The 23,642-nt window shown below is 65.6% G+C and carries 23 protein-coding genes; 5 read left to right on the top strand and 18 right to left on the bottom strand.

All coding sequences use genetic code 11. The features are described from left to right. Nucleotides 1–190: 190 nt before the first annotated feature. Complete coding sequence (locus AC5P9I_RS03880; RefSeq protein ID WP_329953841.1) at nucleotides 191–1,111, bottom strand: nucleotidyl transferase AbiEii/AbiGii toxin family protein; 921 nt, start codon at nucleotides 1,109–1,111, stop codon at nucleotides 191–193. Then, nucleotides 1,104–1,862, bottom strand: coding sequence for a type IV toxin-antitoxin system AbiEi family antitoxin domain-containing protein (locus AC5P9I_RS03885; RefSeq protein WP_031754973.1), 759 nt, complete (start codon nucleotides 1,860–1,862; stop codon nucleotides 1,104–1,106). Before AC5P9I_RS03885 ends, AC5P9I_RS03880 begins: the two co-directional genes overlap by 8 nt. A gap of 210 nt (nucleotides 1,863–2,072) precedes the next feature. Between AC5P9I_RS03885 and AC5P9I_RS03890 the strand changes: the two genes are divergently transcribed. Then, complete coding sequence (locus AC5P9I_RS03890) at nucleotides 2,073–2,447, top strand: DUF3742 family protein (RefSeq protein WP_031754974.1); 375 nt, start codon at nucleotides 2,073–2,075, stop codon at nucleotides 2,445–2,447. 16 nt (nucleotides 2,448–2,463) lie between these two features. Here the strand turns inward: AC5P9I_RS03890 and AC5P9I_RS03895 are convergent, their stop codons facing one another. From AC5P9I_RS03895 to AC5P9I_RS03970, 16 genes are all read right to left on the bottom strand, one after another. Then, the gene (locus AC5P9I_RS03895) at nucleotides 2,464–3,987 is read right to left on the bottom strand and encodes a conjugal transfer protein TraG N-terminal domain-containing protein (RefSeq protein WP_011805401.1); all 1,524 of its coding nucleotides are present in this window, start codon (nucleotides 3,985–3,987) and stop codon (nucleotides 2,464–2,466) included. A gap of 15 nt (nucleotides 3,988–4,002) precedes the next feature. Further along, nucleotides 4,003–4,356, bottom strand: a complete 354-nt coding sequence (locus AC5P9I_RS03900; RefSeq protein ID WP_003292115.1) for a hypothetical protein — start codon at nucleotides 4,354–4,356, stop codon at nucleotides 4,003–4,005. Further along, nucleotides 4,353–5,759 carry an integrating conjugative element protein gene (locus tag AC5P9I_RS03905; protein ID WP_013721901.1) on the bottom strand — a complete coding sequence of 469 codons (1,407 nt, stop codon included), beginning with the start codon at nucleotides 5,757–5,759 and terminating at the stop codon, nucleotides 4,353–4,355. The genes AC5P9I_RS03900 and AC5P9I_RS03905 overlap by 4 nt, the downstream gene beginning before the upstream one ends. 10 nt (nucleotides 5,760–5,769) lie before the next feature. Next, entirely contained in the window at nucleotides 5,770–6,714 is a 945-nt protein-coding gene (locus tag AC5P9I_RS03910) for a TIGR03756 family integrating conjugative element protein (RefSeq protein ID WP_033959618.1), read from the bottom strand. Next, entirely contained in the window at nucleotides 6,711–7,160 is a 450-nt protein-coding gene (locus AC5P9I_RS03915; RefSeq protein WP_023121126.1) for a TIGR03757 family integrating conjugative element protein, read from the bottom strand. The genes AC5P9I_RS03910 and AC5P9I_RS03915 overlap by 4 nt, the downstream gene beginning before the upstream one ends. A 167-nt stretch (nucleotides 7,161–7,327) precedes the next feature. After that, complete coding sequence (gene radC / locus AC5P9I_RS03920; RefSeq protein WP_003292123.1) at nucleotides 7,328–7,822, bottom strand: RadC family protein; 495 nt, start codon at nucleotides 7,820–7,822, stop codon at nucleotides 7,328–7,330. A 195-nt stretch (nucleotides 7,823–8,017) separates the two neighbouring features. Then, nucleotides 8,018–8,761, bottom strand: coding sequence for a DsbA family protein (locus AC5P9I_RS03925; RefSeq protein WP_023121127.1), 744 nt, complete (start codon nucleotides 8,759–8,761; stop codon nucleotides 8,018–8,020). A gap of 13 nt (nucleotides 8,762–8,774) precedes the next feature. Beyond that, nucleotides 8,775–11,663: a conjugative transfer ATPase gene (locus AC5P9I_RS03930; RefSeq protein ID WP_033959614.1), complete on the bottom strand. Its 2,889-nt coding sequence runs from the start codon at nucleotides 11,661–11,663 to the stop codon at nucleotides 8,775–8,777. Then, nucleotides 11,663–12,097: a TIGR03751 family conjugal transfer lipoprotein gene (locus tag AC5P9I_RS03935; protein WP_329953842.1), complete on the bottom strand. Its 435-nt coding sequence runs from the start codon at nucleotides 12,095–12,097 to the stop codon at nucleotides 11,663–11,665. The genes AC5P9I_RS03930 and AC5P9I_RS03935 overlap by 1 nt, the downstream gene beginning before the upstream one ends. Further along, complete coding sequence (locus tag AC5P9I_RS03940; protein WP_033959609.1) at nucleotides 12,078–13,505, bottom strand: TIGR03752 family integrating conjugative element protein; 1,428 nt, start codon at nucleotides 13,503–13,505, stop codon at nucleotides 12,078–12,080. Before AC5P9I_RS03940 ends, AC5P9I_RS03935 begins: the two co-directional genes overlap by 20 nt. Then, entirely contained in the window at nucleotides 13,495–14,409 is a 915-nt protein-coding gene (locus AC5P9I_RS03945; RefSeq protein ID WP_033959607.1) for a TIGR03749 family integrating conjugative element protein, read from the bottom strand. Before AC5P9I_RS03945 ends, AC5P9I_RS03940 begins: the two co-directional genes overlap by 11 nt. Further along, nucleotides 14,406–15,098 (bottom strand): PFL_4703 family integrating conjugative element protein, encoded by a 693-nt coding sequence (locus AC5P9I_RS03950; protein ID WP_023121131.1) that lies wholly within the window; start codon nucleotides 15,096–15,098, stop codon nucleotides 14,406–14,408. The genes AC5P9I_RS03945 and AC5P9I_RS03950 overlap by 4 nt, the downstream gene beginning before the upstream one ends. Beyond that, nucleotides 15,095–15,505 (bottom strand): TIGR03750 family conjugal transfer protein, encoded by a 411-nt coding sequence (locus AC5P9I_RS03955; RefSeq protein WP_023121132.1) that lies wholly within the window; start codon nucleotides 15,503–15,505, stop codon nucleotides 15,095–15,097. Before AC5P9I_RS03955 ends, AC5P9I_RS03950 begins: the two co-directional genes overlap by 4 nt. A gap of 12 nt (nucleotides 15,506–15,517) precedes the next feature. Next, nucleotides 15,518–15,886 (bottom strand): TIGR03745 family integrating conjugative element membrane protein, encoded by a 369-nt coding sequence (locus AC5P9I_RS03960; protein ID WP_021248605.1) that lies wholly within the window; start codon nucleotides 15,884–15,886, stop codon nucleotides 15,518–15,520. A 22-nt stretch (nucleotides 15,887–15,908) separates the two neighbouring features. Further along, the gene (locus AC5P9I_RS03965; RefSeq protein ID WP_023121133.1) at nucleotides 15,909–16,148 is read right to left on the bottom strand and encodes a TIGR03758 family integrating conjugative element protein; all 240 of its coding nucleotides are present in this window, start codon (nucleotides 16,146–16,148) and stop codon (nucleotides 15,909–15,911) included. After that, nucleotides 16,145–16,510 carry an integrative conjugative element protein, RAQPRD family gene (locus AC5P9I_RS03970; protein WP_023121134.1) on the bottom strand — a complete coding sequence of 122 codons (366 nt, stop codon included), beginning with the start codon at nucleotides 16,508–16,510 and terminating at the stop codon, nucleotides 16,145–16,147. Before AC5P9I_RS03970 ends, AC5P9I_RS03965 begins: the two co-directional genes overlap by 4 nt. Before the next feature lie 223 nt (nucleotides 16,511–16,733). On the opposite strand from AC5P9I_RS03970, the gene mads1 reads away from it, so the two are divergent. Genes mads1 through AC5P9I_RS03990 form a run of 4 tightly spaced genes read left to right on the top strand, consistent with a single transcriptional unit; the run spans nucleotide 16,734 to nucleotide 23,638 of the window. Beyond that, a complete protein-coding gene (gene mads1 / locus AC5P9I_RS03975) occupies nucleotides 16,734–16,934 on the top strand; it encodes a methylation-associated defense system helix-turn-helix domain-containing protein MAD1 (RefSeq protein ID WP_003141001.1) in 201 nt (66 codons plus the stop codon). A 58-nt stretch (nucleotides 16,935–16,992) separates the two neighbouring features. Then, nucleotides 16,993–19,872: an SNF2-related protein gene (locus AC5P9I_RS03980; RefSeq protein WP_329953843.1), complete on the top strand. Its 2,880-nt coding sequence runs from the start codon at nucleotides 16,993–16,995 to the stop codon at nucleotides 19,870–19,872. Then, on the top strand, nucleotides 19,872–21,638 hold the full coding sequence (locus tag AC5P9I_RS03985; RefSeq protein WP_329953844.1) for an AIPR family protein: 1,767 nt from the start codon (nucleotides 19,872–19,874) through the stop codon (nucleotides 21,636–21,638). The genes AC5P9I_RS03980 and AC5P9I_RS03985 overlap by 1 nt, the downstream gene beginning before the upstream one ends. Continuing rightward, nucleotides 21,638–23,638: an ATP-binding protein gene (locus AC5P9I_RS03990; protein ID WP_329953845.1), complete on the top strand. Its 2,001-nt coding sequence runs from the start codon at nucleotides 21,638–21,640 to the stop codon at nucleotides 23,636–23,638. The genes AC5P9I_RS03985 and AC5P9I_RS03990 overlap by 1 nt, the downstream gene beginning before the upstream one ends. Nucleotides 23,639–23,642: the final 4 nt, after the last annotated feature.

Below are 23,642 nucleotides of genomic sequence, written 5' to 3' on the forward strand. Positions count from 1 at the left end.
ATGACGGGCTGCTCGGGGCGCCTTTTGGCCTTTTCAGGATAGGGCCTTTCCCCTTGGCGCCCTTCCTTTGCCCCTTCCCAGCCCTTTGGCCTTTGTCGGAAGCCTTTGGGTATAGGGCCGCTGCTTCGCGGCTGCCACGATGAATGCGGCATGGGGCAACCCCGGCAAGTGGGGCGCTGCGGGACGTTCGTCAGCTCTGGCCCAAGCCGGTGTCGAGGGCGGCGGATTGCGCTGCGAAGTCGTCGGGACGGCGCTTGCGGAAGGTTTCGAGATTGGCGAGCTTCCAGCGCAGTGCCGGCAGTTGCGCGGCGTGCCGGCACTGCACCAGCGACCAGTCCGGTTCTGCGCGCGCCAGCCCGCTCAGAAACTGCCTGTGCGCGGTGCTCAGTCGCTGTGGCAGCTCGCGCCGCATCCTGGCGCGAGCGTCGAGCAGTGTCTCCAGGGAGCAGTCCACTTCGGTCATGCCGACAAAGGCCCTCTCGTACTCGCCGGCGATGTCCTTGTCGTTGCCGAACAGCACTTCGTGGGGCGGCCGGTTGTGGCCCGCCAGATAGATCACGAAGCACTCGACCATGCCGTCGCTGATGTCGCCCGATTCGTAGAGCTGCCACACGTCGAATAGGTCGCGGGGGTGCTGCCGATCCAGCGCAGCCACCAGCTTGCTGGCGTACAGCTCGTCCGGTGCCAGAACCGGCAGCTCGAACTCGACGCCGAACAGATCGCTGGTCTTGGCACTCAGCGGCCGCCGCTCCACGGGCAGCACGCTGCCTCGGAACACGACGTTGACCTCGATCTTCACCTGGTTGGCGTCGTTCTCGACGATCAGCTTGGTGTCCCCCAGATCCTTGGCGCGAACCAGGCGTGTCTGCACGCCCAGTGGTGCAACGCGCGTGGCGATGGCGGCCAGCTCCTGGTTGATGGCTTGCAGCGCTTCGTCGCGCGGCGTCTGCCACGGGAGGTACACCACGTCGATGTCCACCGACAGGCGCGGCATGTCCCGCGCGAAGAGGTTGATGGCCGTGCCGCCCTTCATGGCGAAGATGTCGTTGGCGAACACGTCGGGCGCGACGGCCAGCAGCAGGCGAACGGTGTCCGCGTAGGTCTTATCCATGAGGTCTCAGGCTCAGCAAGGTGCCGTCATCGAGCCGGCTCATCCAGCGCGTGTTGCTGCCGGTGCGAACCGGGTACTGCTCCAGCAGGGCATCGACATCCACGAGGCTGGTCTCGCGCGCCCAGGTGAGGAACAGGCGCACGGCCTTCACGCTGGTGCAGCAGGACAGCAGTTGTCCGAGCAAGTCCTTGCGGGGGGAACGCAGTCCATCAAAGAGGTTGCGGGCCTCTTCGAGGCTCTGCTTGACGCCGGCTTCGTACAGCAGTTCCAGAACGGCACGCTCGGAGGCAGCCACCCGCAGATCCTCGGGCAGGCCAGGCGGCGTGGTCAGGGTCTTGCTGGCCAGCGCCGTGTCCGGCCAGTCGAACAGGCGGGCGTGGACGTAGCGGGCCGGAAAGCGCGAGGTGAACCAGGCTGGCAACGCGAAACGACCGTCGCCCCACAGCACCAGCGTCTCCCGGCTGCCCAGGTTGTGCCGCACGCCCTGCAGGGCCAGGGCGCTCTTGCCGCCGACGTGCAGGCCGGGCACGCGCTGTTGCAGGAACTTCAGCGCACCGTAGACCCCGAACTCATCGTTCGGGAAGGCATAGACGCCATGGGCCAGGCGCACGAGCCACCCGCCGTCGGCATAGTGGGCGGCGAGCTGGGGCGACACCCCGAACTGGCTCAGGGTGGCAAGGTCGAACGGCGCCCCGCGGGGGAGTCCCGCCTGCAGCCGCTTGATTACCTGGTGCCTAGAATTTCCATCCATGCTGTAAAAATAGCACGGAATCAAATCAGCCTCTAGAGCTATCGCAAGAACGTGCAGGGAAAGTAGCATAACGTTTGATTTATAGTGCAGAATCTAATCGACCTGCGACCGCTCTGCCAGCCGCAACCCGGCCTCCTGATCGCGGTCTATGCTGGAGGGCAAGCCCCAACCGGCCGCTCTTGAGGTGAGGCACCACTGAAACCGAGGCACATGAGCATGACCACCAACACGCACAACGGGCGCTGGAGCCACCGGCTGGGCCGGGGGGCTGGCCGTGCCTGGCGTGGATACCTGCGCCGCGAGCAGCGTGTCGCCGGTTGGCTGGTGACGCGCGGGGTGCCCGCGAGCGCGGCGACGGCGGTGCTCTGGATCGTGAAGCTGGCCGTGCTTGGTGTGCTGCTCTACTCCGCGTTCTGGCTGGCGCTGCTGCTGGCCTTTGCAGGGATCGCTGCCTGGATGGTACGCAACGTCGATGCCGACGAAAGCAGTGATGATGACGAGCCTCAATGGCGAAACGGCCTGGACGGATACGGTCTCTACCGGGGCGAGGTACGCATTGACGGCGGCAGCGCGGACGACGAGTAGCTCGCCACTCTCGGCGCTACTTCGCCTTCGCTGCTTTGATTGCAAGGTCAGCGCCTTTGCCTCCCGCAGATTTGGCGCCATCGGTGGCTGCTGAGAGCATCTGCGAAATGTTGCCTACGCGGACACCAACCCACGCGAGCGCAGCTACCCAGAAACCCGGTAGCACGATGAACATCATCGCCATGACGAAGTTAAGGAGCATGTCGCCAAAGGCGTTGTTCAAACCGATCAACGGATCGAAGTTCGTGTGCGGCCTGTCCGCGCCAAACCCCCAGCCGTAGAGCGCGTCCAGGATCGTGCTGTCGATCCAGCGCGCGAGCTGGAACCAGAAGTCCACGAAGAACAGCGCGAACTGGACGCAGCTCACCGTCACCACCGTCTTCAGGTCGTAGGTGCCGATCAGCAGCACCAGCGGGATGCAGATGACGAGCGCCATCTTGAGCATCGTCAGCACCATCGGCAGCGCCTGGCGCACCACGTCCATCGCGGGAAAGAAGGCCAGCGAGCCGACGGTCAACCCCAGGTCGCTTGCGCCGCGCGTGACAACGTTCGGCAGCGTCTTGTCGATCTGGCCACCGTAGTCGGTGTAGACGGCGCCCTGGTTCATCTTCTGCTGTCGCGGTGAGACCACGGCGCGGATCACCGAGTCATTGACCTCGCTCTGCGACAGGAAGCCCGCCCAGCGCCCGATGCGGGTCAGTAGGTCCGGGTCGACCTGTGCCAGCAGCCGGCTGCGCAGTCCCTGGCCGCCATCGGCCCACCACTGCCGGCAGGACGGATAGCCGCCGCCGCTGTCCACCTGTGCCAACCCTGCATCGCGGGTCGCGTCGTAGGGCCAGGCCGTGCGTGGGGTCTTGGCGCGATAGGTGTCATAGAAGCCGGGCGTGTCGAGGAAGTAACTCGACCCGATCCAGGTGACGTCGTTCATTTGCTCGTCGGAGAGCGTCGGCCGGTTCATGAACAGCTTGGCGCGCGACGGCCCGTAGCAGTCGTGCGTGAAGTCGGCGACCTCCTGTGCCAGCACCGGATCGTCGATGCGCGTGGCATCCACATCCATGCGAATCTGACGCAGGTCCGTGCCGCAGGGAATCGCCGCCACCGCGGAGCCCGTCACGGCTTTCGACAGCGCGTGCATGAAGAACCACCACACCGGCACCAGCGCGCTCTGGTCGTTGAGCGCCGTGTAGACGTTGGACCAGCCCGTGTCGTTGGGCAGCGGGACACTGACCTGGCATTGCGCGGAGCGCGTGGTGTCGAACCTGATCGTGGCGAGATCCACCGGGATGAACGGGATGCCGGCGAACATGATGACCACGATCGCCACCCACACCCGGTTCTCGATGCGCATCGACGACAGCACGCCCTTGTTGCCCTCGTCCGCACCTTCGCTGCGGGCCTTGAGCCATTCCTGGATCACGATGGCCACGAACGGCAGCGCGAACACGCCGCTGGCCACGAGGATGCTCCAGATGCCGTTGTTGACCACCCAAGCCACCAGGGTCAGGTAATACTCCAAGTAGTCCGTGGTGTAGAGCGTCATGCCTGCCTCCCGGTCTCAGCCGTGCCGCAGCAGCTGGCTGGCTTCCAGCGCGACCACGGCGATGACGGCCGCGATCTCCGTGCGCAGCAGGCGCTGATGCGTCTCGCGGGACGGCTCCCGCCGCAACAGGCGCCGACGCATCCACCACCAGCCGTAAGCCGTCGCTCCGTAGAGGCACAGACGCCACACGAAGAAGTGGCCGGCGTGCGCCTGCAGCCAGTGCTGCCAGCCCTCGACGCCGCCGACCACGTGGATGCCGGCGATGTTCACCGCCACCGCGGCGGCGACCACCAGCAAGGTCCACAGCAGCGCCACGCCGACGCGGCGGTTGAACAGCCATGGCAGCCGCAGCCAGGCGAGCCGGCTCATGGCGTACCGCTCCGCGGCTTCTGGACTTCCCGCAGACGGTCGCGCGTGGTGTCGCCCTCGAAGACGCCGCGCGAGCCGGCAGCGCGGGTACTGTGGCGCTGGATGATCGCCATCGCCGAGTTGCCGGCCAGCGTGCGGCGCAGCTCCAGCTCGGTCTTGAGGTTGTTGATCTCCTGCTCCAGCGCGCTGTTCTCCTGGTCCACCGCCTGCACGGCGAGCTCGTTGGCGGCGACGTTCGGCTCCTTCTTGCCGGTCAGCAACGTGCGTTGCAGCAGCAGGGCCTTCTCCAGCACGCTGGACAGCGCAGCCTCGGACGCGAGGCGCCGGCCCAGCACGTCCTGGTCGGGCTCGTCACGCAGGGCCTCGATCACGCCGCGGGTGATCGGCAGCGAGCTGCTGCCGGCCGCGTCGAGATTGGCCAGTGTCGTCGGCCGGGCGCCCGTCACCAGTTCCTGCAACACCTGCAGCTTGGTCTCGTACTCTTCCTGGATCACTGGCGTGAGCCCGACGCCAGGCGTGGTCTGGGTCTTCGTGCAGTTTTCGCAGGTGCGTTGCTCGCGTTCGCCCAGCACGCGGTTCGCAAAGGCCGCGGCCGCGCCAGGCGACGACCAGGTCTGGCAGGTCAGGCGGTTGCCGCAGGCGCTGCGCGCGATCGACGAGGTATCGGTGGCGCTGCGCCCGTTGAGCAGGTTGTAGCCCGCTCGCGTCACGTCGCCGACCACCTTGATCGAACTCTGGCCGGAGCCGCCCGCGTTGCCGCCGCCGACCCAGGGCACGCCGTTGTTCCCCTTGTTGGACTCGGCCTGCTCGATGGCGGAGACGGCATCGGTGCTGCTGACCGCATCCCGCAGCGCCATCCCTTCGGCGAGTTGGTCCCAGCCGGCCTGGCCGCCGGCCATGTCCGCCATGCGATTGGCGATGGCCCGGCAGGTCATCTTCGAGCGGTCGAAATCCAGGCGCGCCTGGAGGATGCCGTTGGTGAGCAGGTTGTACAGGCCCGGGTCGGCGCGCTGGATGATGAGCGCCGGGAGTGACGCCACCGCGGCAGTGGCGTTCTGGATCACGTTGCTCATGATCGTCTGGAAGCCGTTGGTGATGCCGTTGAGCTGGTTCTGCAGCGTCGTGGTGATGCTCATGTCGCCGCAGATCAGGTTGCTGTTCCAGCCGACGCCGACGCCGATGCTCTGCATGTTGCCGGCACCACCCATCGACACGGCCCGGCCGCCGCCGATGCTGTAGAGCACGTCGTCGCCGATCACGCTGCCGCTGACGTTCACGCCATTGGGGTCGATGCGGGTCTGCGCCCAGGCGACGCCGACGACCAGCGTGATGGCCGCCACGAGCAGCGTGGCCCGCAGGGGCGACTTCGCGCGGTGCAGGAAGTCAGGGAGGGAGGCGTTCATCGTGGGTTCCTCACATGAAATCGACGCTGCCGAGGAAGACCTGGCCACGGCGCCGGCAGCAGGAGTACGGCCGCCACAAGGCCCAGGCGTAGTCGCCCTGCTGGGCCTGCACGCGGGTGCGGCTGTGCGGGAAGACCACGCAACTGTTCGAGAGCGTGGGCGTCAGCTCCTGCCACTTGCCCGTCGAGGCGTCGGTCTCCATCAGCGCGCCGGCCGGCCAGTAGCCGTCGCGGGCGTTGGCCAGCAGGGGCTGATACACGTGAATCTGGTTGCGGCGCGTCACGATGTCGCCCGCGCGCTGCGCGACCACGGCGCCGCTCTTGTGGTCGTCGGTCTGGTGCAGGAAGCCACCGCGGGGATACACGTTGCCCCAGAGGTTCAGGCCGGTGCGCGTACCGATTTCGCGCCGGCCGGGGATGAGCGCTTCGGGGTAGAACGCTTCCGGGATGTTGTAGCGCCAGGCGATCGTGTCGAGCGTGCTCAGCAGATACGGCATGAAGGCCGTGCCAGCGCCTTCGCAGGTGTAGCCGGAGGCGCTGGCGAACTGGCTGAACACCAGCCCGGCCGGATGGCCGATGACATCGGCGTTCTTGAACTTGGCGAGGTTGTTCTCGTTGTCGTGATTGGTCGTGCCGTCACCGCCAGCCTTGGCGGTCGGGTTGGGCATGCTCATCGCCCTGACTTCCTGCCACGGGTTTTCTCCGGTGTTCGAGTAGCTCGACACCACCGCATCGGGGACGTAGTGGCGCACCTTGACGGAGGTGCGAACCGAGCAGCCGAAGGGCGTGCAGTACAGCCAGTAGCAGATTCCGACCACGCGGTATTCGAGGCAGTCGGGGGACAGCGCCGACGAGACGATGGTGGCGGTGTCCAGGGCGAACGTCGACGTGGCCGCGCTCAGCAGCAGCGAGGCGGCGGTGGCGCGCAGGCGCCGGCGTGCCAGCAGGAGGCTCATGGCTGCGTGCTCCGGTAGGCGTTGATGCGCGCGACGGCGCGGGCCACGTCGGGCTCGCCGTAGACCACGTAGCGTCGATCGACCACCACGGCGGGAATCTTGGCGATGCCCAGTCCCCAGGCATCCGCGACACCTTGATAGGCGTGGCCGATGCGGCGCTGCAGCGCCTCGCCGCCGTCATGCAACCGCTGCCGCACCACGGCTGCGGCCTGTTGCGGGTCGGCCGGCAGGCGCGCGGCGAGTTCGACCTCGATGCGCGTGGCCTGGTCCAGCTCGATGATCCGCACGCCGGCCGGGGCCAGCACCGGATGACGGCTGTCGGTGACGACGAGCACATCGGCGGCCGCTGCGATGGGACCGAGCAGCGCGGCGCACAGTCCAGCGGCCAGCCGGGCGGCCAGGGGGCGCCGCGAGGCGGCAGGAAGGTTGAGGGAATGAGCCGGCATGTCGCGCCTCCGCGGAGTCGATGCAGACTCGTAGTCGAGCGCAACGCAGATCAGGGGACGACAAAGAAACCGAAACCGGTCAGTCCCGATTCTCTGCGGGCCGGCGAAAGGAAACGGGAGCCAAGGGCTCCCGTGGTGATGACATGAATGCGCGTCGGCTGGTGCTGCTACAACAAGCCGGCTTCGGCGAACGAGTACGGGCTGCCCTTGCCGACGATGAAGTGGTCCAGCACCCGGACATCGACGGTGGCCAGGGCGCTCTTCAGCCGCTCGGTGATCGCACGATCAGCGGCCGAGGGCTCGGTGTTCCCCGAGGGGTGCTGATGCGCCAGGATCAGCGCCGAAGCGTTGAGCGCCAGCGCACGCTGGACCACCACCCTCGGATACACCGAAGTCTGGTCGACCGTGCCCTTGAACAGCGGCTCGAAGGCGAGCACCTGGTGCTGGTTGTCGAGAAACACGACGGCGAAGATTTCGTTCGGCTCCGCGACCAGTTTCAGGCGCAGGTAGTCGCGCACGGCGGCGGGACTGCCCAGCGCCGGACCGGCCTTGAACACGCGGTTCTCCAGCAGGGTGATGGCCTGCCGGATGATCCAGTCTTCGTGCTGGGCGGCGATCAGGGTGAGCGACTCCGGGCGGGAGTCGGCGATGACGAGAGACATGGCGAACCTCCAATGGATGAGATCGGAGGGCGCCTGCCCCTGGAGGGCAAACCCTCCTGGGGACGATGGGGATGGAACAGGTGACGAGCGGGCATCCACCACCGCGGATGCGGTGGCTGTTCGCGTCAAGGGATGCGATGCGAACGGGTTTCGATCAACGCGGACGAGCCGCGCCGCAGCCTTGAAGATCGATGGCTACCTGGGCATGTCACCGGCAACGCCGGCGGGCATGTCTGGGGAATGGGCAGGTTCGGCTGCGGTCGTGTTGCCGGCGGCGAGCAGGTCGATGGCCGACAGCAAGGCATCGCCTTCGACGGGACCGTGCAGCAGGAGGGTCTTGCCGGACTCGCGGTCGCGCAGTTGCAGGGCCGGCGTGGCCGCGATGCCCTGCTGTGCGGCTTCCACCGCCTGGGCACGGATGACCGCATCGGGGCGCTCGCTGTCGAGACAAGCCTGCATGGCTGGCGTGAGGTCGGGATAGCGCAGGCCCTCCGGCAGGCCCTGGCCGTCGCCGCGGGTGTACGCGTAGAGCCACGCCACGGCCTGCCAGAACGTGGCATGTCCGCCCGTCTCTCCCGCGCACTCGGCCAGGCGTGCCTCGGCAGTCGCGGCCGGCTCGTGCATGGACAGCGGCAGGTGGTGCCACTGCCAGTTCACCTCGGGATGGGCGTCGATCCAGCGCTTGAGCGCGGGGAAGTAGGCCCGGCAGTACGGACACTCCAGGTCGGCGTACCCGACCACCGTGAAGCGCGCATCGGCACGGCCATACAGCCAGGGCGGGCCGGCCGGTTTCGGCGCTTCGGACCCGGCGGCGGCCAGGGGCATCGACTCGGTTGCCGGATGCGGCGCGCGCAGCAGCATCCACGAGGCCATCGCAATCGTCGCCACGATCAGTAGACCGATCCAGGGATGACGGCGGGCGAATGAAGGCAGGCGCATCGTGTCGCTCCCGTCAGGCCAGCGTGTCCAGCGCCAGGGGTTCGATGCCCCTCGCACGGTCGATCTTCTCGGCCACGCGGAAGGCGGCATCCAGCTCGCTGATGCCGTGCTGCTGCATCAACTGGAAGCGTTCGGCCTTCTCCTCGGGCTCGGTCATCGCCATCGCCAGGTAGAGGCTGGGCGGCACGGCGCGGAACAGCACTTCCATCGACTTGGACAGAATGACGCCCTCGCTGAACTTGCCGGCCTCCTTGCGGGCCGAGAGCATCAGCGCCTTCTGCGAAGCGTTGAGTTCGCGGAAGCGCGCGATCTTCTCGACTTCATCGGGTGGCATCGACAGGCAGATCCACCACTCGATCATGTTGAGCATGGGCTCGGCCGCTTTCGGCAAGTCGTCCAGGTTCTGCGTGGCGAGCCAGAACCAGGCGCCGAGCTTGCGCCACATCTTGGTGATCTTGACCACGTAGGGCGCGAGCAGCGGGTTCTTCGTGATGATGTGGCCTTCGTCCGTCACGTTGATGATCGGGCGGCCCAGGAACTGGTCGCGCTCGGCGATGTTGTTGACGGTGTTGATGAGCGAGATGTAGGCAATCGAGAGTTGGGCGTTGTAGCCCTCGCGCGCGAAGGTGGCGAGATCCACGATGGTGATGTCCGCCTCGGGCCACGGCGTGCCGGACCGGTCGAACATCTCGCCGTCCACGCCCTGGCAGAACATATCCATGGCGTCGGCCATCTCCAGCAGCCGTGCGCGCCGCATCTCCGGCAGCGTGGCGTCGCGGGCGCGCTCGCGCAGCGCGTCGCGCACATCGCGCGTGAGCACCGTGCGTCTATCCGCCACGCAATGCTGGGCCGCATCAAGAATGCACTGGCGGATCAGGCTGCGGTCGGCGCGCGTCATGCGCGCTTCTTCCTTGTCCTCGCCGCCGGTGATCATCAGTCGTGCAGTGATCTCCAGCTCGCCGAGCACATCGCGCTGCTCATCGCCTTCCACGGCCATGCCGGCATCGGTCTGGTCTTCGTCGAGCGCATCGGCGTCCAGCGTCTGTACCTGGCTCGGCGTATCGACCAGGCGCCAGGCGTCGGCGAACGGCGCCAGACTGACGCCCGCGCCCGGCGCGAGCTTCACCCGATGCACGGTGAGGCCCAGCCGTGCCGCGAAGTCGCCGAACAGCCCGAAGCTGTTGCCCGCCTCGACGATGAACAGACGCGGCCGGTAGATCGCCGTCACCTGATTCAGGATGTTGTTGAGCGTCGCGCTCTTGCCCGAACCCGTGGGGCCGAACAGGAACAGATGCGCGTTCATCTGCCGGTCGAGGCGGTTCAACGGATCGAAGGTGATCGGACCGCCGCCGCGGTTGAAGAACGTGATGCCCGGATGCCCCGTGCCCTGGCTGCGGCCCCAGACCGGCGCCAGGTTCGCCGCATGTTGCGCGAACATGAGCTGGGTGTACCACTGGCGCTTGTCGGCAGCCGGATCGAACACGCACGGCAGCCAGCGCAGATAGCTGTTCAGCGGCGCCACCTCGTCCTCTTCGCGTACCGGTTGCAGACCGGCGTTGAGCATCACGTTGACGAGCTGCAGGCCGCGCGCATCGAGCTGGACCTGGTCGCGGCCGCGCAGATAGAACGCCAGCGCGCCGCGGTAGAGCTTGTGCGCGCTGCCGATCAGGCCGCGCGCCTGCTGCACGTCCTGGCGGGTCTGCTCCGAGGCCAGGGTTTCGCCGACGGCCTTCCTGGCGAGGTGGTTGAGGTGCGCCTCCAGCACGTCCTGGGGCGTGGCGACCAGCGTCAGGCACATCACCGTATCCTCGGGCATCTGGTCGAACAGCGCGTTCATGGCATCGCCGCCTTTGCGCGTCTCGCCCGTCAGATGGCCCGTCACGGGTGGCGTGCGCAGGCGATCCATCACGATCACCCGATGCGGCATGCCGTCGAAGAACCACAGGCCGTTGGGCACGTCCGAACGGGGCGGGCCGAAGAACAGGCGCTGCGCGAAGTCGGTGCCGCTGGCGAGTTCGATCTCACCTTCCTCCCGTTCTTCCGGGTAGCGGGTCAGCGCGTAGAAGCGTTCCCGATCTTCGGCAGTGGCGCCGAGCAGGGTCGGATTCGGGTTGAACCAGCGCAGCAGCCAGGCGTGGATGTCCGCCGCGCCGAGACGTCGGGCTCTCACACCGGCATTGGCCAGCCCGCCGACGAGGCGGTCGCAGATCGTGGTCAGCGCCTGCTCGGGCGCCTGGCCGCGCCGTGGGGTCGGCGCCGCGGACGTGCGGCGGTAGACCACCATGCGCACGCGCCGGACTTGGCCGCGCCACGGCAGGCGCGTCACCGTGGTGTCCTCGAACAGGCCACCCGGCTTGGCGATGGCCCGCAGGTGATGGGCGAAGAAGCGCAGGTAGAAGTCGCTGAACGCGCTGCCCTGCGCACGCGGCTGCAGATAGTTCGCCAGGGAGCGCAGGTAGTTGTCCCAGTCGGCCTCGTCCTGGGCGTAGAGCTGCACCACCCAGGGGTTGTCGTCCAACTCGTCGAAGGAGTCCTGCAGGGCGTTCTCCAGCGCATCGCGCGCCTGCCATAGCCAGGCCATCTCGCGGCCCTCGGTGCCGACCGGCGCCAGCTCGAAGAAGGCCGCCACCGACTGGCCGTCTTCCAGCAACATGCACTTGGTGTCGGGCAGGTACTCGACCCAGGGCAGCAAGTCAGCGAACGACGGCGCGACGCCATAGAGCGCATCGTGGTCGGCCTGAGTGGCCGGCCTGCGCCGGCCCCGGCGGAGCGCGCTGCCCGGCTCGGCGACACCCTGTGCCGCCAGGGCCGTCACGTGCCGTGCCCAGGCATCATCGGCCGCATCCACGGCGGCAGCAGGCGATGCGCCGGGCTTGCGTGACCACGGCAGCGACCAGGCCATCAGTAGTCCTCCACGCGCTCGCCCGGCATCGCGTACTGCACGCGCTGGTAGAGCGGGAACACCGTGCTGTAGCCGGGCACCGGCACCGGGTCGGTGCCCGCCAGGTGCGGGAACACGTACATCACCAGGTCGGGGTTCGGCACACGGTGGAACTGCCGGTAAATCTCGTTCTGCGCGGTACGGGTGTAGCGCGCCTGCACGCCGGGCGCCGCCTGCACATCGGCCTCGGCCAGCGGCCGGCGCAGGCCCTGGCGCGCATCGAGCAGTTGCCGCGCGGCCTGGCCGCCGCCCGCGCCGCCGCCGGTCTCCTGATGCCAGATGTCGAGCATGGTGCTGTCGCCGTGCGGCAGCAGCTTCTCCTTGCTGGTGGCGCAGCCTCCGAGCAGGCTGGCCGCCAGCAGCACGGCGGCCGCGTCAATCCAGATCCGAGGCATGAGTTTCTCCAGTGCGGTGGTGGACCCGACGCCCCTTGGCGTCGTAGTCGATGTCGAGCGGCTGCTCCAGATGCACGGCCACCCTGGCGCCGGGCTGCACGTAGACCGCCGCGAAGGCCTGGCCGTAGAGCTTGTTGACCCAATCGGCCATGTCGCGCACGCCGCCCGCGAGGATGCGGCCCATCGCTTCGTTGCCGCTGATGCCGACGGTGCCCAGCGAGCCGTTGCTGTTGGCGACCACGGCAACGCTGCCGTTGTCGGACTTGATGAGCGAGGCCGCGCCGGCGCCAGCCGCGGTGATGAGCGCCTGGCTGCCCAGGTACTGCTGGGCGTTGCTGCGCCGCTCGCCGCTGACGCAGGGAATGCCGTAGGGGTCGCTGATCCAGCCCAGGCCGCCTTGGATGCTGGCGCCGTTGTGACCCGAGTTGCCGCCGCTGCTACCGCCCTTGCTGCTGTCCTCCGGCACCGTGCGGATGGTGCCGTCCTGGAACACGAACGTGACCGAGCGGATTTGCCCGCGCACGCACGAGAGCGTCCAGTCGCCCGAGGCCGTGCCGCTGACCACGGCGCCGGCCACATCGGGAATGTCGATGCCGTTGGCGGTGAGGTTGTCCGGGCCGATCAGCACCTTGAACGGGTACGGGTCGTTGACGGTTCCATCGATCGGCACGCGCCCGATCAGCGCCGTCATGGCAATCGAGCCCATGAGTGTCGAGTTCGACGGCACAGTGTAGACCGCCTTCGTGGATGCGCCCACCGCGCGGCTGCCGACGTCGGCGACGGATTCCACTGCGGCCGACAGGCTTTTCTGGGCTGGCCCGAAGCTCAGGGGAAAGCTCGGCTCCTTGCTGCCGTTCTTGGCGTCGACCTTGGCATCGTCGGGCTCGACCCACTGCGTGCCACCGACGCCGCGGTCGAAGCGCTGGCCGTCACCCTCTTCCAGCCCCAGCCCGACGGGCAGGTCGGACGCGCCACCCTTGCCGGAAAGGCCGTCCAGTTGCCGCTGCAGATCCTGCAGCAGCCCCTGGGTCTGCTGCCTGTCGCTGGCCACCTGATTGCGCTCCTGCTCCAGGCGGTTGCGTTCGCCTTCCAGCGCGCTCTGGATGCGCTGGTCGATCGCGCTTTCCCGCGCACGCAGGCGCTCGTTCTCGGCCTTGTGCTGCTTGTTGTCGCCGAGCGCGCTCTGTAGCTCGGTGCGCAACTGCTTCACCTGGGCCACCAGCGTGGCGACGGTATCGCGCGGCGTGTCGCCGGCGATGCCCAGGGCTTTCATCTCCTCGGGCGTGAGCGTCGCGCCCTTGGGGGCGGGCTGGCCGCTGGGGGCGCCAGAGAACAGTTTGATGCCGACGAACACCAGCAGCAGCGCCATCGGGATCAGCAGCCACTTGAGCAGCGGATTACTTTTCATCGCGCGCTCCTCCGGTCGAGCCGGCCGCGGCGGCCGGCGGCAGGTTCACGGTGGCGTCGATCGGGCTCAGCGCCGGCAGCAGCGACTCGGCCAGGCCGTGGCCGCGCGTGACCAGGTAGAGCACCGTGGTGTCGGACGGGTTGCCGGCCGGCCCCAGGTTCGGATGCTGGAAGGTCGCCGCCACAAAGTTCCCCTGCAGGGCGCGCGGGTCGAGGTCGAGCCAGCGCGCCGAGGTATTGGTGAGACGCACGGCCGTCACCCACTGGTCTTCCAGGCGCCACGCGCCCAGCGCCCGCGCATGCACCGGCAACGTCGGCAGCAAGGTGTCCAGCGCGAGGTCGCGGCGCAGGTTTACGCGCCCGATGCCGGCGACCGGCTCGACGGTGCGCAGCGGCGCGTACAGGTTCTGTGCGGCATGGCGCGTCAGCACGACCGGTACCGGCGTTTCGCGCCGGGGAACGGGTTTGTCTGCGGGCACATCGGCCTGTTCGTCCGCGCCGCTTGCTGCACCGCCGCCGTAGCGCTTCGCGGGGGCTTCCGCTTCCACGATGCGCACCGGCTCCAGCGCCGCCTGGCCGTCCTTCGCCGGCTCGGCGGCGATGTCGAGCAGGATCAGCGCGCCGGATTCCACGTCCTGCAGTTGCAGCCGCGTGGGCGGAATCGGCCCGCTCGCCCGCAGGTAGATCGCGCCGCCCGCACTCTGCACGCGCAGGTGGTCGCCGACGCTGGCCGGCACGCCGACGCGCACATTGCGGTCGATGAAGACCACGCGCTCCTGGCCGACCACCAGCGGCACCGACAGCGGCAGCCGCTCCCAGCGCAGGATTTCCACGGCGTGGCTGGCCGGCACGAAACCGAGGATCAGCAGGACGCCGGCCAGGGCCGACAAGGCAACGGACTTCATGGGGAGTCTCCCTGCAGATGGCCGGGGGCGTTGGCGGGCGCGCCGGCCTGGGCCGGCGTCGGCGGCGTTTCGATGCGCTGGGGTGCGCTGGCGTAGCAGTCCAGCGCCAGGCCGAAGGGGTTGCGCTCGGGGTCGATGTCCAGCCGGACGACCTTGATGGGGTAGCGCACCAGGGCGCGCTTGACCTGCTCGGAGCCATAGTATTCGTCCGCGCTCACGTCGAGCGTGACGATCCAATCGCGGTCGGAAACCACCTTGACGCGCGTGGCCGGATCATCGCCGTAGCCGCGGCCGGGAATCTCGTAGATGCCGCGCACGCGCTGACGCAGCTCGCCACTGGCGCGCCGGTACTCGTAGTCCTGCTGCAGGAAGGCCCGGCAGCTCGGCGTCAGGTAGGCCGACAGCGCGCGTAGGTTGCGCGGGTAGTCTTCTTCGCCGTTCGTGGGCCAGCGCTGCACCTGCTGCCAGATGTAGAACGAGAAGGCATACACGCTCTCGGGCGGCACGTCCCACCACTTGCGCGTGCTGCCCGTGCGCAGGTCCGGCGGCACATGGATGGTCAGACTCTTCGGCGCACTCCACCAACCGAAGCCGAGCAGCAGCGCCACCACGAACAACGCGCCGGCCCCCAGACGCAACGTCTTCACGTGTGCCTGCAGGTGCGCAACCTCGTTCTTGAAACGGCTCATGGCGAACCTCGATCGGCGTTGCGCCGGGTCGTCCAGTAGCCCGAGCGGGTGATGAGGCGCTGCCCGCCCAGGAGCGCTGCCAGCGCCGGGTGCCGCAGGGCCAGCCGCCACTGGAGCTGTCGGTAGAGCCAGGTGTCGGGCCGGCCGCGCTTCTGTGCGCGCAGAAAACCACCGCCGACGAAGACGCCCAGCGCGATACCGGCGACGATCAGCGTCGGCACCATGGCGATGCTGTGCGTGAGCCAGGCCAGCGGCAGGCCGAGCGCGAACCCGGCTACGGCCGACAGGCCGGCGCAGAACCACAACTCGTCGGCGGTCAGCCCGCGCACGACCACCGGCTGGCGGTTCAGCCGGTGCGGTAGGAAGGTCACCAGCGTGTCGCGCGGGGTCTCCGAAGGGACGGCCATCGCTTGCCGCCCTTACAGCACGCCGGTGGCCTTGGTGAGCAGCCAGATGCCGACCACCAGCAGGATCGCGCCCACGGCGACCGTCAGGCCGAACTGGCCCCAGGTGGCGCGGCCGGTATGGATCTCCGAGTAGCGGGTGTAGGCGTGATAGCAGACACCGACGAACATCGAGGCGACCACGAGCAGCGCGATCAGCAGCACGATGTCGTAGCCGTAGTTCTGCAAAGTCTGCAGGATGCCGCTGCCTTGGCCGCGCGATGGGTCTTCCATGGTCGGCAGGCCCTGCGCGAAGGCCGACAGCGGCAGGCCCGCGAGCGCCAGCGGCAGCAGCGGAGCGGCGATGCGGGACGGAATGCGATGGGGTGTCGGAGGCATGTTCATGGCGTATGGCCCTTCGTGACGGTCAGGAGAGGAGGAAGAAGGTCAGCACCAGGTACATCGCCACGAAGCGCACGACGACGGCGAGGAACTGACGTTCACTGATGCGGTGCTCGGCCCAGCCGACGTAGGCGGTGCGCATGGCCCACACGCCCCACAGCAGCAACACGGCGAACACGAAAGCGAGCACCACGGCAGCGACGGCCGAAGGCGCAAAGCCGCCGTTGGCCTGGAAGGCGGCGACCTGATCGGCAGAGGGCGTCATGGCGACGGCTCCTCGTCGTCGGCGCGATCGCGGCGGACGTAGTCGCCGGCCAGCGGGACGGGATCGCGCGGCTGGGCGCGCTGGGGCACGAGGTAGTCCTGCAGGCCGGCGCGAACGCGCTTCAGGTCGGCACGCAGTCGGGCGTAGTCGAAGTGGTAGCGGGCGCGTTCCTGCGGAGCGGTATGGGCAGCGTGCTCGGCGAGGCGGTCGATCAGGTCGAGCTGGCGGGCGAGCGCGGCGAGCTGCTCACGCTCCGAGGCGAGGCTGTCGGCAGCGGCGGCAGGCGGCAGCGCCGAGAACGACACAGCCAACACCACGGCCAGCGCAGGCCATGCGGATGTGCGGCGGTTGGTCTGTCCCATCGTGCCATTCCCCGTTGAAGCGGATGGCCAGATGCTGTGGCGCGCTCTCGCTTTGCGCCGCAGGGAATGGGAACTACGGCATGACCGGATTTGTTGGTCGCGTTGGCCGACATTCGCGCAATGCCTGGTGGATTTCTTGTTGGCTAGCGCCTACCACCCTTTGGTAGAATTGAGCAAACTTGGCAATCCAAAGTCACGAAAGACCAAACCATATGGTTTTCAGATGAGTGAAGTCGAGAGCGAGATCCTCACGCTGGAGGAAGTTGCGGCCTACCTCAAAGCCGGCAAACGGACGGTCTATCGCCTTGCCCAGAAAGGAGAGATTCCGGCGTTCAAGCTTGGGGGAACCTGGCGCTTTCGCCGCTCGGAGCTGGATCGGTGGATCGCCGAAAGCATCAACAAGAAGAAGCCGGAGGCCGAGTGAGCGCGGACCATGCCAGCCGCCGAATCACGCTTGGGGAAGAACAAGGGGAGGATCGCCGTTGACGACACAGCAGCTTCTGACGCCGCACCAGAGCCAGTACTTTGCTTGGCTGCTGACCAGGCGTGCAGCAGGCGACTCGGTGGAGTCGCTGGCTTCGACCTTGGTCGATTCGCAGGTCGATCTGAATCCCCATCAGGTCGAGGCCGCGCTCTTCGCTTGCCGCAACCCCCTCTCACGCGGCGTGATCCTCGCCGACGAGGTTGGTCTGGGCAAGACCATCGAAGCCGGCTTGGTCATCTCCCAACGCTGGGCGGAACGGCGGCGGAAGGTGCTCATCATCGTTCCGGCGAACCTGCGCAAGCAATGGCATCAGGAGCTGCAGGACAAGTTCGGCCTGCAAGGGCTGATCCTCGAAGCCAAAAGCTACAACGCGATCCGCAAGCAGGAGCAGCGGAACCCGTTCCTGTTCGCCTCCGGTCCGATCATCTGTTCCTACCAGTTCGCGAAGGCCAAGGCTGACGATGTCAAGGGCATCGACTGGGACTTGGTCGTCCTCGACGAAGCGCATCGCCTGCGCAACGTCTACAAAACCAGCAACGTCATCGCCAAGACCCTCAAGGAGGCGCTGTCGCGCGTTCACTCCAGGGCGCTCCTGACCGCGACGCCGTTGCAGAACTCGCTGCTCGAACTCTATGGGCTGGTCAGCTTCATCGATGACCGGGTGTTCGGAGACCTTGATAGCTTCCGCTCGCAATTCACTGGCAGAGAGCAATCCTTCAGCAGCCTGCGTGACCGGCTGGCCCCCATCTGCAAGCGCACCCTGCGCAAACAGGTTCAGCCCTACGTGTCGTACACAGCGCGCAAGGCCATCGTCGAGGAGTTCACGCCGTCGAGCGAAGAGCAGGAACTTTCCAGGCTCGTCGCCGATTACCTGCGCCGCCCCAACCTCAAGGCCCTGCCCGAGGGGCAGCGACAACTGATTTCGCTCGTGCTGTGGAAGCTGCTCGCCTCCAGCACGCACGCGATTGCGGGTGCGTTGGAGACGATGGCCAAGCGTCTCCAGGGTGTGCTGAATGAAACTCCCGTGGTTGCCGATCTCGCCGAAGAACTGGACGAGGACTACGAGTCGCTCGACGAGACCGCCGAAGAATGGGAAGACCAGGAGCAGGGAACAAAGGCAGCGAGCCGCGCCGAGCGTGATGCCATCGCGCAGGAGATCGAGGAGCTGCGCCACTTCAGAACGCTGGCAACCAACATCCGCGACAACGCCAAGGGCAAGGCGCTGCTCACCGCGCTGGATCGCGCCTTCGCCGAACTGGATCGGTTGGGCGCGGCCCGGAAGGCCATCATCTTCACCGAGTCCAAGCGCACGCAGGAATACCTCCTCAACTTGCTGGCCGACACGCCATACGGCGACGGCATCGTGCTCTTCAACGGCACCAATAGCGACCAGCGTGCGCAGGCGATCTACAGGGACTGGCTGAAGCGCCACGAAGGCACCGACCGCATCACCGGCTCCAAGACCGCCGACACCCGTGCGGCACTGGTCGAGCACTTCAAGGAGCGTGGCAAGGTCATGATTGCCACCGAGGCTGGAGCCGAAGGCATCAACCTCCAGTTCTGCTCGCTCGTCATCAACTACGACCTGCCGTGGAACCCGCAGCGCATCGAGCAGCGCATCGGGCGCTGCCACCGCTACGGTCAGAAGCACGACGTGGTGGTGGTCAACTTCGTCGACCGCAGCAATGAGGCCGATGCACGGGTGTATGAGCTGCTGTCGCAGAAGTTCCAGCTCTTCGAGGGCGTGTTTGGGGCTAGCGACGAAGTGTTGGGCGCCATCGGTTCGGGCGTCGATTTCGAGCGGCGTATCGCCGAGATCTACCAGAACTGCCGAGAGCCCGAGGAAATCAAGTCCAGCTTCGAGCAACTCCAGCTCGACCTCTCCGGCGAGATCAACGAGGCGATGGTCAAGACGCGCCAGGTATTGCTTGAGAACTTTGATGAGGAGGTGCAGGAGAAGCTGCGCATGCGGGCCGACGACAGCCGCAACGCGCGCAACCGCTTCGAGCGGATGCTGATGGACTTGACCCGCGCCGAACTGGTTCATTGCGCCGCGTTCGATGACGACGGCTTCGATCTCCGCCACATACCGACTGGAGTCGAGCACAGCGGCCTCACGGGCATCGAGCTGGGGCGCTACGAATTGCCCCGCCGCTCCGGCGACGCGCACCTATACCGCATCAATCATCCGCTGGCGCGATGGGGCATCGAGCAGGCCAAGGCTCGCGCACTCAACGGGGCTCGTCTCGTCTTCGACTACAACGCCTACGGTTCAAAGATCAGCACGCTTGAAGCCTGGCGCGGCAAAGCCGGATGGCTCACCGTGAAGCTGATCTCGGTCGAGACACTCGGCAACCAGGAGCAACATCTGCTGGTTGCCGCGGGCACGACCGATGGCGTCGTGCTCGCGGAAGAAGACCCGGAAAAACTGCTGCGCCTGCCCGCGACCACGCAGGCGGCCAGTCTGTTCAACGCCCCTGACGCCACCCTGCTGGCCGACGTGGAAGCCCGCAAGACCGCGCTCCTGCGCGACGTCAACGAGCGCAACCTCGGCTACTTCGAGCAGGAAGTCCAGAAGCTGGATGCCTGGGCGGACGACCTGAAGCTCGGTCTGGAGCAGGAGATCAAGGAGATCGACCGCGAGATCAAGGAGGTGCGCCGAACCGCCGCGACCTCGCCGAGGCTGGAAGAAAAACTGTCATGGCAGAAGAAGCAGCGCGAACTGGAAGGCAAGCGCAGCAAGCTGCGCCGCGAGCTGTTTGCCCGGCAGGACGAAGTTGAAGCGCAACGCAATGACTTGATCAGCCAGCTTGAAGTGCAACTCCAACAGCAGGTCGAGGAGCGCACGCTGTTCACTGTCGAGTGGGAGCTGGTCTGATGGCAACAGTTATCGCGCGCCCCCTCGAACTCGATCTGCTGTGCCAAAAACTTGATGCGGACTACGCGAACCGAATCACCGGGACGGGAAACACTCCAGAGTCTCGGCGTAGCAACTACCTGTCCAAGGCAATCGCGGCATTCGTCCTGCACGAAGACGCTGGCGCCAATCTGGATGAGGCCGTGGCCGCCAGCATCGATGGTGGCCAGGATCATGGTATCGATTCGGTGTTCGTTTCAACGGATCAAACGATCTGGCTGGTCCAGTCCAAGTACAAGGAGTCGGGTACCGGCGAGCCCGAACTCGGTGATGTATCCAAATTTCGGGATGGCGTAACCGACCTTCTGCAAGGACGCTGGAATCGCTTCAATAACGTCCTGCAAAACCGCCAAGCGGCAATCACCAATGCCTTGAACAGTGGTGTCTGCAGGATCAAAGTCGTGCTGGCCTATTCCGGCACGGCGGTGTCCGATGATCGGCGCGACATCTTTGCCGACTTGGAGCGCGCGTTCAATGGCGCGAATCCGGGCTTTCTTCGGTGCCATGCTTATGGGCTCACGACCCTGCACGACCTACATCTAGACGGAGTTTCGGCCCAGCCCATAGAAGCCGAAGTCGAATTGAAGGACTTCGGCCACACGCAGGAACCCTACCGGGCGTTCTACGGGCGCATGGACGGCAAACGGCTCGCCGAGCTTTGGGCGGCACACGAAGAACATCTGGTTGATCGGAACATTCGCCGGTTCAAGGGCACGACCACCGTCAATGCAGGGCTGACCGAGACACTCCGACAAGAAGCACAGCACTTCTTCTACTTCAATAACGGCGTCACCTTCCTCTGCGATTCCATAACGGAACAGCACCCCCGCGACCCGCATCGTCAGACTGGGACGTTTCGCATTCGCGGGTTGTCCATCATCAACGGCGCGCAAATGGTTGGGGCGATCGCCCGCGAGCCACTGGCCCACTACGATGCTCATCCCACTGTAGTCATGGCGACTTTCGTTTGTCTTGAGAACGCGCCTGATGGTTTTGGCGATCGAGTCACCCAATCGCGCAACCGCCAGAATGCCGTTGAGCTGGAAGATTTTGCCGCGCTCGATGAACGCCAGACCATGTGGCAGCAGACCTTGCAGATGGCCGGCGTCACCTATCTGGTCAAGCAGGGGGAGGACGATCCGCCGCTATCACCAACCTGCTTCAGCGCACGTGAACTCGCGCCGTTCCTGGCTTGCACCGTAACCACGAACGACTGGCAGGACTACGTGACCGCGGCCAAGGCCGACAAGAAGAAGCTGTTTGGGCGGGAGGGGCTGGTATCAGCCACCGACCCCTTACGCCAATCCTACGAACGGCTCTTCGCCGACTCGCTCACGGCAAGACAAATGTGGCGGATAGTCCAAATCGGCCGAGTGGTCGTAGAGAAGGTCCGCGCCCGTGCCACCGCCGAGGGTGATCCCGCCGGCTTGCCAGCGGGGACACTCCCCGCTCGGGAGATTCTCACTCACGGCGCCTGGCTGGTTCTACACGTCATCTTCATCCGCCTTCAGTTGCAGAACGGGCCGGCGTTGGCATTGACCCAGGATGAACTGACAGCGATTTCACGCGAGGTCGATCTTGTTTGCGAGCGTCTTGTGAGTTCTGTCCAGGGCGTGCAGTGGAACAAGCAGGCGCGCAGCGTCTTTGAGAACAAAACGGACTGTCGAACCGTGAAAGGCCGTTTGATGGCGGCATTGGCGCAGCAGGGTCAGGGAGGAAATCAATAGTGCAAGCGAACATCAAAGGTCTGGTGGATCGGCTGGAGCTTTCCCAGGGCAAGGCTATGATGCCTCTTTACGAGGCTATCTCGAAGGCCGTCGATGCAATCGAGGAGCATCAGGACGGCTTCAGCAATCATTCGATTCGCATCCGGCTGGTGGCCTCCAACGACCTCGCCCATCAAGCTGGGGACGGGACTCTGGTCGTGGACGGCTTCGATGTCATTGATGATGGCGTTGGCTTCAACGACAAGAACCTGGCTTCGTTTCAAGAGGCGCACACGCTTTCAAAGGTCAAGGTCGGCGGCCGAGGTGTCGGGCGCTTCACTTTCCTGAAAGTCTTTTCATCCGTACACATCCGCAGTGTCTTCAAACGCGACGGCAAGGCTTTGCTGCGAGAGTTCGACTTCAGCATCCAAGATGAACTGAAAGGTGCGGACACCACGTCTGAAGTCAAAGAGCCATGTGGCACGCATACCTCCTTGCGGGGCATGGATGACAAGTTTCGGGCTGGGTGGCCTACCCAGCCCGAGACCATCGCTGAACGCATCATTGCGCACTTTCTGATCCGGTTTGCGGCCCGCTCCTGCCCTCCTATGACTCTGGAGTCTCCGGGACACGCTCCGATTGACTTGCACGCCCTGTTTCAGTCAACAGTGCTGGCGCATATCCAAGAGCTGTTCTTCGAGGTTTCCGGGCATACATTTGCCTTGCAGGCATATGGTCACCGAGACGGACGCTCGCGCCACGAACTCAACTTGTGCGCGAACGGGCGCGAAGTCACCACGAGCAAGCTGCGGGACCTGCTTCCAGAGCTTCCCGAGAAGCTGATTGACGAAGACCAAGCGCCGTACACCTTGATCGTGCTGGTCACCGGGGAATATCTGGACGACCATGCCAACCAAGAGCGCACGCGCATCGCCTTCCAAAGCGATGAGGAGCCCGAACTTGAGCAGACCCTCGTCTCCCGACGCGCCCTGAACCAGGGTGTCGCAGGGGCGTTGCGGCCGCTGCTCCTGGACGACTTGAAGTCAACGAACGAAGAAAAGCGTGCCCAGATCGAGAAGTTTGTTGAGCAAGCCCCCGAGTACAGGGCGCTCACGCACCCTCGCTACAAAGAGATGATCGAGCAAAAGATTCAGCCAGGCCTGTCAGAAGACAAGCTGGACGAGGCTCTTCTGCATGTGAAGCGCGCCATCGAGGACGACATCCGTAAAGAGGCCAAGCATGTCGCAGCGCTCTTCGAAACCGAAACCTTCGAACAGTGCCAAGAGAAATTCAAGGAAATCGCGGAAAAGGCCAACGAAATCGGCAAGGCCCAGCTTGCTGCCTATATTGCGCACCGCCGAACGATTCTTGACTTGGTGAACAACAGCCTCAAGAAAAAGCGCACGGATGACAAATACCCGCTCGAAAGGGTCTTGCACAAAATGATCTTCCCGATGGGGATGACCTCGAAAGACATCTTCTTCGAGCAGCAGAACCTCTGGGTGATTGACGAGCGGCTGTGCTATCACACCCTGCTCACATCAGACAAAAAACTAAAAAGCGTCGCTGGGCTGGACGACACTTCTGGCCGGGAGCCGGACATCTTTGCGTTCTTTTATGACACGCCCATCGGTGTCGCTGAGGCAGACAGCCTGCCTGGCGGTGGTGTTGTCATCATCGAGTTCAAGCGGCCTGGAAGGGACAATTACGACAAAGACCCAGCTGATCAGATCATCCAACGATTCCGAGAAATCTCCGAAGGGGGCGTCACGGACGTTGATGGGAGGCAGATCAATCCCGCCAGCCTGCGGTACACCGGCTATCTCATCGCTGATTTAACGCCGTCTTTGCATCGACAAGTATTCGGACGTTACCACCGCACCGCCGACAACGAGGGGTATTTCTCCCCTTTGGCGACTGGCAACGGGTATATCGAAATTCTCTCCTACGACAAGCTCATCAAGGATGCAGAACGCCGCAACCGCATCCTGTTTGACAAGCTTGGACTGCACAAGAATTAAGGTG

Source organism: Stenotrophomonas sp. YJH_SMC_29 (assembly GCF_059371235.1).

Coding starts and splice junctions, on each gene's coding strand:
- AC5P9I_RS03905 (WP_013721901.1), bottom strand. CDS start 5,759: ATGAACGCCTCCCTCCCTGACTTCCTGCACCGCGCGAAGTCGCCCCTG.
- AC5P9I_RS03925 (WP_023121127.1), bottom strand. CDS start 8,761: ATGCGCCTGCCTTCATTCGCCCGCCGTCATCCCTGGATCGGTCTACTG.
- AC5P9I_RS03900 (WP_003292115.1), bottom strand. CDS start 4,356: ATGAGCCGGCTCGCCTGGCTGCGGCTGCCATGGCTGTTCAACCGCCGC.
- AC5P9I_RS03910 (WP_033959618.1), bottom strand. CDS start 6,714: ATGAGCCTCCTGCTGGCACGCCGGCGCCTGCGCGCCACCGCCGCCTCG.
- radC (WP_003292123.1), bottom strand. CDS start 7,822: ATGTCTCTCGTCATCGCCGACTCCCGCCCGGAGTCGCTCACCCTGATC.
- AC5P9I_RS03915 (WP_023121126.1), bottom strand. CDS start 7,160: ATGCCGGCTCATTCCCTCAACCTTCCTGCCGCCTCGCGGCGCCCCCTG.
- AC5P9I_RS03885 (WP_031754973.1), bottom strand. CDS start 1,862: ATGGATGGAAATTCTAGGCACCAGGTAATCAAGCGGCTGCAGGCGGGA.
- AC5P9I_RS03985 (WP_329953844.1), top strand. CDS start 19,872: ATGGCAACAGTTATCGCGCGCCCCCTCGAACTCGATCTGCTGTGCCAA.
- AC5P9I_RS03950 (WP_023121131.1), bottom strand. CDS start 15,098: ATGAGCCGTTTCAAGAACGAGGTTGCGCACCTGCAGGCACACGTGAAG.
- AC5P9I_RS03895 (WP_011805401.1), bottom strand. CDS start 3,987: ATGACGCTCTACACCACGGACTACTTGGAGTATTACCTGACCCTGGTG.
- AC5P9I_RS03960 (WP_021248605.1), bottom strand. CDS start 15,886: ATGAACATGCCTCCGACACCCCATCGCATTCCGTCCCGCATCGCCGCT.
- mads1 (WP_003141001.1), top strand. CDS start 16,734: ATGAGTGAAGTCGAGAGCGAGATCCTCACGCTGGAGGAAGTTGCGGCC.
- AC5P9I_RS03930 (WP_033959614.1), bottom strand. CDS start 11,663: ATGGCCTGGTCGCTGCCGTGGTCACGCAAGCCCGGCGCATCGCCTGCT.
- AC5P9I_RS03955 (WP_023121132.1), bottom strand. CDS start 15,505: ATGGCCGTCCCTTCGGAGACCCCGCGCGACACGCTGGTGACCTTCCTA.
- AC5P9I_RS03965 (WP_023121133.1), bottom strand. CDS start 16,148: ATGACGCCCTCTGCCGATCAGGTCGCCGCCTTCCAGGCCAACGGCGGC.
- AC5P9I_RS03940 (WP_033959609.1), bottom strand. CDS start 13,505: ATGAAAAGTAATCCGCTGCTCAAGTGGCTGCTGATCCCGATGGCGCTG.
- AC5P9I_RS03880 (WP_329953841.1), bottom strand. CDS start 1,111: ATGGATAAGACCTACGCGGACACCGTTCGCCTGCTGCTGGCCGTCGCG.
- AC5P9I_RS03890 (WP_031754974.1), top strand. CDS start 2,073: ATGAGCATGACCACCAACACGCACAACGGGCGCTGGAGCCACCGGCTG.
- AC5P9I_RS03970 (WP_023121134.1), bottom strand. CDS start 16,510: ATGGGACAGACCAACCGCCGCACATCCGCATGGCCTGCGCTGGCCGTG.
- AC5P9I_RS03945 (WP_033959607.1), bottom strand. CDS start 14,409: ATGAAGTCCGTTGCCTTGTCGGCCCTGGCCGGCGTCCTGCTGATCCTC.
- AC5P9I_RS03935 (WP_329953842.1), bottom strand. CDS start 12,097: ATGCCTCGGATCTGGATTGACGCGGCCGCCGTGCTGCTGGCGGCCAGC.